Here is a 4,623-nt window from a genome sequence, read left to right on the forward strand (position 1 = left end):
CCGCTGATTGATCAGTGCTTCCAGGAGCGCGCCGATATTGGCTTCTTCGTTGTAGGCGGTGACGCCCACACTACATCGGATTTTGGTGGGCGCCGGCTCGCAAAACTCTTGTCCTAGATTCAACATGTCTCCTCCCTGCACATCAGGGATAGCTCAGCGTAGATGGAGCTTGATTTCCCGCACCAGCTCCGCCGGCGGGACATACATGGTCCGGTCCGGCTTGTCCGGAGCGCCATAATCCTTGATCCAGGCGATCTTCCCGGAGGAGTCCACCAGGACAAAGGTATGACTGGGTTCACCGGTGCCCACGGCCCACTTCAGCACGTCATAGGCCTTGGAGACGGAGTGGTCCGCATCAATAGCCATGGGCACACCTGTAATACCGTATTCCTGAATGAGCTGTACCTGCTCCTCGCGCGAGTCAAATGCGATGCTGACGAGTGCGACGTTCAGCGTCTGGAACTGTGGGTCATTGTGCAGATCGACGATCTGCTTCACGCAGGGCGGTCAGCCGGCGGCCATGTGGAAGAAGAGAAGCACCGGCTGTTTTCCGACATAGTCGGATAACGACACGGTTTCCCCGGTGGCGGTGGGGAGGGTGAAGGCCGGGGCCGGCGAACCTTCTTTCAGCCCGCCAGCGCCCTGACCGCATCCCGCCAGGACGAGCAAAGCGATGAGAATCAGCCATAGCACCTTTCTCATGGGTCGGTTACCTCTCGAAAAGCAGGGTTAATCTGTGCCGGTCACCACGGTGCGCCAGGCCATGCGCAGGGTGCGCGGCAGTTGGAGCCAGGTCTGCTTGCGCATCAGGGTGCGGGCGATGCGGTGGGGCCGTAAGTAGAAGCGGCGGTAGGCCTCGCGCCATTTGCGCTCCACCAGCTCCGCCGGCAAATCCGGCAGTTCGAAACGCGCCTTCCCCTCGAAAAAGACGAAATCATCCCAGGTCTCCGCCAGGATGCGCCCGCGGGCCTTGACGATCTCATACAGCTCGGTGCCGGGGAAGGGGGTGGCGATGGAAAAATTGGCCACCAGCGGGTCCAGCTCGCAGGCGAAGCGGATGGTATCATCCATCGTCTCCTCGGTCTCGCCCGGCATGCCGATGATAAAGAAGCCGATGGTTTCCATGCCGACCTTTTTGGCGGCGGCGAAGGCCCTGCGCACCTGGTCCAGCGTGAGCTGTTTGTGGATGATGGTGTCCAGGATGTGCTGGTTGCCGCTTTCCACGCCGAAGGCGGTGCGGATACAGCCGGCCTGCCGCATTTTGCCCAGCAGTTCCTCGTCGGCCAGGTTGGCGCGGATGCCGTTGATCATGATCCAAGGCACGTGCTGGAGGTTGCGCTCGATGATGAGGTCGCAGATGCGCAGGACGCGCTTGCGGTCAATGTTGAAGGAATCATCCAGCACGCCGATCTCGGCGGCGCCCATCTCCCGCACCAGCCACTCCCATTCGTCCACCACGTCCTCCGGCGTGCGCATGCGCCAGCGCCGTTCCATAATCTGGGAGCAGTAGCTACAGCGGTAAGGACAGCCGCGCGAGGTCATGATAGGGAAGCTGTAGCCCTCCACATGGTCCACGGTGGGCTGGAGGTTGGTGTAGCGGTCCATCTTGAAATAGTGGTACGCCGGCCGCGGCAGGGTGCTCAGGTCCAGCGCCGGCCGATCGGGTTCATCCACGATGGTGCCGTCGGGCCGGCGGTACGTGATGCCGCGCACGCCGGCGAGGTCTGCCCCCTTCTCAATCCGTTCGGAGATCTCCTCCCAGGTGGCCTCTCCCTCCCCCCGCACGACGATGTCGATCTCCGGGCGAGCGGCGGACTCGTGGGGCAGTACGGTAGGATGCGGCCCCCCAATCACAATGGGCACATCCCCCAGTACTGCTTTCAGGCGGGCGGCCTCGCGCCAGGCGGACATGACCTGCGTGGTATTAGCAGTGATGCCGATAAGATGCGGCCGGAATTCTCGCGCTACTTCTTCGACCGGGCGATCCTCTACGTCGCCGTCGTGGACCCGCACCTCGTCCCCGCGGCGCTCCGAGACGGCGGCGAGGTATGCCAGCCCCAGGGAGGGGGAAGTGCGGGTATCAATGGGTAACTTGGACTTCGGGTTGACCAGCAGTACGCGCATGGGACGTCCCTTCAGCGAGTGTTTGACCATTAGACGAGCCGCGGGGGCTCGATTGTTCCCATCCATCCTGCCGCCATTATACCCTGATTGGGAGAAAGGGAGAAATCGGGCCGGCCGCTCGCATCACGCCGGCGGCCAACAGCTCACCGGTATACATGGCAATCCTACAAACCCCTTGACCGCGCCTCTATTATGGTGTATGATAAAAATGGATGCGGTCCCTTGATATCAGATCGTCTTCCTGGAAACAGGCCAGCGCGAATTGGAGGTGACCGATGGCGGTGAACAGAATCAACATCAACCGTGCCTCAGCGGAGGAGTTGGAACGCCTGCCCGGTATCGGCCCGGTCCTGGCCAGGGCGATCGTGGAACTGCGGGAGCGTCAGGGACCATTTCAGAGCGTTGAAGACCTGCTTCCCATTCGCGGCATCGGGCCGGTGTTGGTGGAGCGTCTGCGCCCTCTGGTGACCTGTGAGGTGGAGGTCCCTCGCCGGCCCATGAAGGACGAGACCGAGCCGGACGTGCGCCCGGTGGCGGGACCCGAGATCGTCGTCGAGGAGGAGCCGGAGCTGATGCGGGAGCGTTCGGTCCCCGTGCCGGAGGGAGTGGTGGAGCCCCAACCGCCTCGCCGGCCCATGAAGGACGAGACCGAGCCCGACGTTCGTCCTGTGGCCGGCCCCGAGGTCGTCGTCGAGGAGGAACCGGAGCTATTGGGCGAGCGTTCCCTTCCCTTGACCGAGAACGCCGCCCAGGCCAATACTCACGTTGATGCAAAGGAGAAGTCGGAGATGACCACAGGAGAAGAGTATCCCTTGCCCCCGCCTCTGCAGGTGGTGGAAAGCGGCCGGCTGACCTTCTGGAAAGGGCTTCTGCTGGTCGTGCTCGGAGGACTGCTGGGGGCTGTGCTTTCCCTGCTGGCAGTGTGGGCGGTGAACCGCACCCTGCTCTTCACCTCGTATGACTTCGGGAGCCATCTCAATGCCGAGGTGGTGCGGCTCCAGGGCCAGAACGAGACCTTCCGCCAGGAGCTGGACCTCACCAACCAGTCCGTGAAGGAACTGCGCGACACCGTCCGCGTCATCCCGCAGATTCAGTCGGACGTGGCTGTCCTCCAGGGCCAGGCCGCCAAGCTGGAACAGGGGCTGGAGAGCGCGCAGAAGCAGGTGGACGAGCTGGCAGGGCAGGTGGAAAGCGTCCGCCGGCAGGTCTCTGCCATGCAGGAGGAGCTGGATGCGGTCAGCGAAAAAGCCAAGCGCTTCGATGCCTTCCTGGCCGGCCTGCTGGAACTGCTGAAACAAACCGCGCCGGCGCCCTGAACGGCAGGCAGTCCCTTCCCCTCACTCTCACCGGGACGCGACGGGGGCTCTGTGCAAACGGAGTCCCCGTTTCGCTGACCTCGACATGCAAGGAGGCGTATGGAACCACCTCGTTTTGGGATGAGCGTCAGCCAGTTGACCCAGCACATCAAAGCCCTGATGGACAATGACCCGTTACTGCAGGATGTGCTGGTGTACGGGGAGGTGTCCAATTACTCTCGCTCTGCCGCCGGCCATGTCTACTTCACCCTGAAGGATGCCGAGAGCGCCATCCGCTGTGTGATGTGGCGCTCGCGGGCGGATTGGTACGGCAGACTGCCGGCCGATGGGGAATCCATCCTGGCGCGGGGATATGTCTCCCTGTATCCTCCCCACGGCCAGTACCAGCTTTACGTCGAGGAATGGCAGCCGCTGGGGGCCGGCCGCTTGTACATGGAATTCGAGGCGTTGAAAGCCCGCCTGCAGGCGGAAGGGCTGTTCGACGCGGCTCGCAAACGCCCTCTGCCGGCGTTCCCGCGCGCCGTCGGCATCGTCACCTCCCCTTCTGCCGCCGCCTATCAGGACATCCTGCGCATCCTCCGCCAGCGCTTCCCGCTAGTGCGCGTCGTGCTCGCCCCCACGCTGGTCCAGGGAGAAGAGGCGCCCCCACAGATCGTGCGCGCCATCGAGTCGCTGAACCGCGTCCGCGAGCAGGCCGAAATTGATGTGATCATCGTGGCGCGCGGCGGCGGTTCATTGGAGGAGCTGTGGGCCTTTAACGACGAACGGGTGGCGCGCGCCATCGCGTCCTCCGCGGTGCCGGTCATTACCGGCGTGGGGCATGAGGTGGACTTCACCATCGCCGATTTTGCGGCGGACCACCGCGCGCCTACGCCGACGGCGGCCGCCGCGGCGGCTGTGCCCGATCAGCAGGAACTGCGGCAGAGGCTGTCGGCGCTGAAGACCGCGCTGGCGCAGATGATGTTGGGCCGGCTGGACGAATCCCGCCGGCGGGTGGAAGCCCACCGCCGGATGCTCCAGCGTCTCTCGCCCGAATACCGCATCGCCCAAGAACGCCAGCATGTGGACGAGCTTATCCACCGCCTCCAGCAGGTTTTGCGACATCAGCTCACCATTTCGCGCGAGCGGGTCCAGCAGTACTGGGCGCGGCTGGAGGGCCTGAACCCGTTGGCTGTGCTCCAGC

General features: G+C 63.7%; 4 protein-coding genes and 1 pseudogene. 2 read left to right on the top strand and 3 right to left on the bottom strand.

Annotated features, from left to right (window positions below; all coding sequences use genetic code 11):
- Positions 1-153: 153 nt before the first annotated feature.
- Genes H5T60_11745 through H5T60_11755 form a run of 3 tightly spaced genes read right to left on the bottom strand, consistent with a single transcriptional unit; the run spans position 154 to position 2,154 of the window.
- Positions 154-498 carry a redoxin domain-containing protein gene (locus H5T60_11745; GenBank protein ID MBC7243104.1) on the bottom strand — a complete coding sequence of 115 codons (345 nt, stop codon included), beginning with the start codon at positions 496-498 and terminating at the stop codon, positions 154-156.
- 9 nt (positions 499-507) lie between these two features.
- Complete coding sequence (locus tag H5T60_11750; GenBank protein ID MBC7243105.1) at positions 508-702, bottom strand: redoxin domain-containing protein; 195 nt, start codon at positions 700-702, stop codon at positions 508-510.
- A gap of 27 nt (positions 703-729) precedes the next feature.
- Positions 730-2,154, bottom strand: a complete 1,425-nt coding sequence (locus H5T60_11755) for a radical SAM protein (protein MBC7243106.1) — start codon at positions 2,152-2,154, stop codon at positions 730-732.
- A gap of 245 nt (positions 2,155-2,399) precedes the next feature.
- Between H5T60_11755 and H5T60_11760 the strand changes: the two are divergent.
- Both H5T60_11760 and xseA read left to right on the top strand, forming a co-directional pair.
- Positions 2,400-2,594 (top strand): annotated as a pseudogene (locus H5T60_11760) (ComEA family DNA-binding protein).
- A gap of 945 nt (positions 2,595-3,539) precedes the next feature.
- The coding region (gene xseA / locus H5T60_11765) for an exodeoxyribonuclease VII large subunit (GenBank protein ID MBC7243107.1) at positions 3,540-4,623 on the top strand (1,084 nt) is incomplete at its 3' end.

It is taken from the genome of Anaerolineae bacterium (genome assembly GCA_014360855.1).
Classification (GTDB): domain Bacteria; phylum Chloroflexota; class Anaerolineae; order JACIWP01; family JACIWP01; genus JACIWP01.

Coding starts and splice junctions, on each gene's coding strand:
- H5T60_11755 (MBC7243106.1), bottom strand. CDS start 2,154: ATGGTCAAACACTCGCTGAAGGGACGTCCCATGCGCGTACTGCTGGTC.
- H5T60_11750 (MBC7243105.1), bottom strand. CDS start 702: ATGAGAAAGGTGCTATGGCTGATTCTCATCGCTTTGCTCGTCCTGGCG.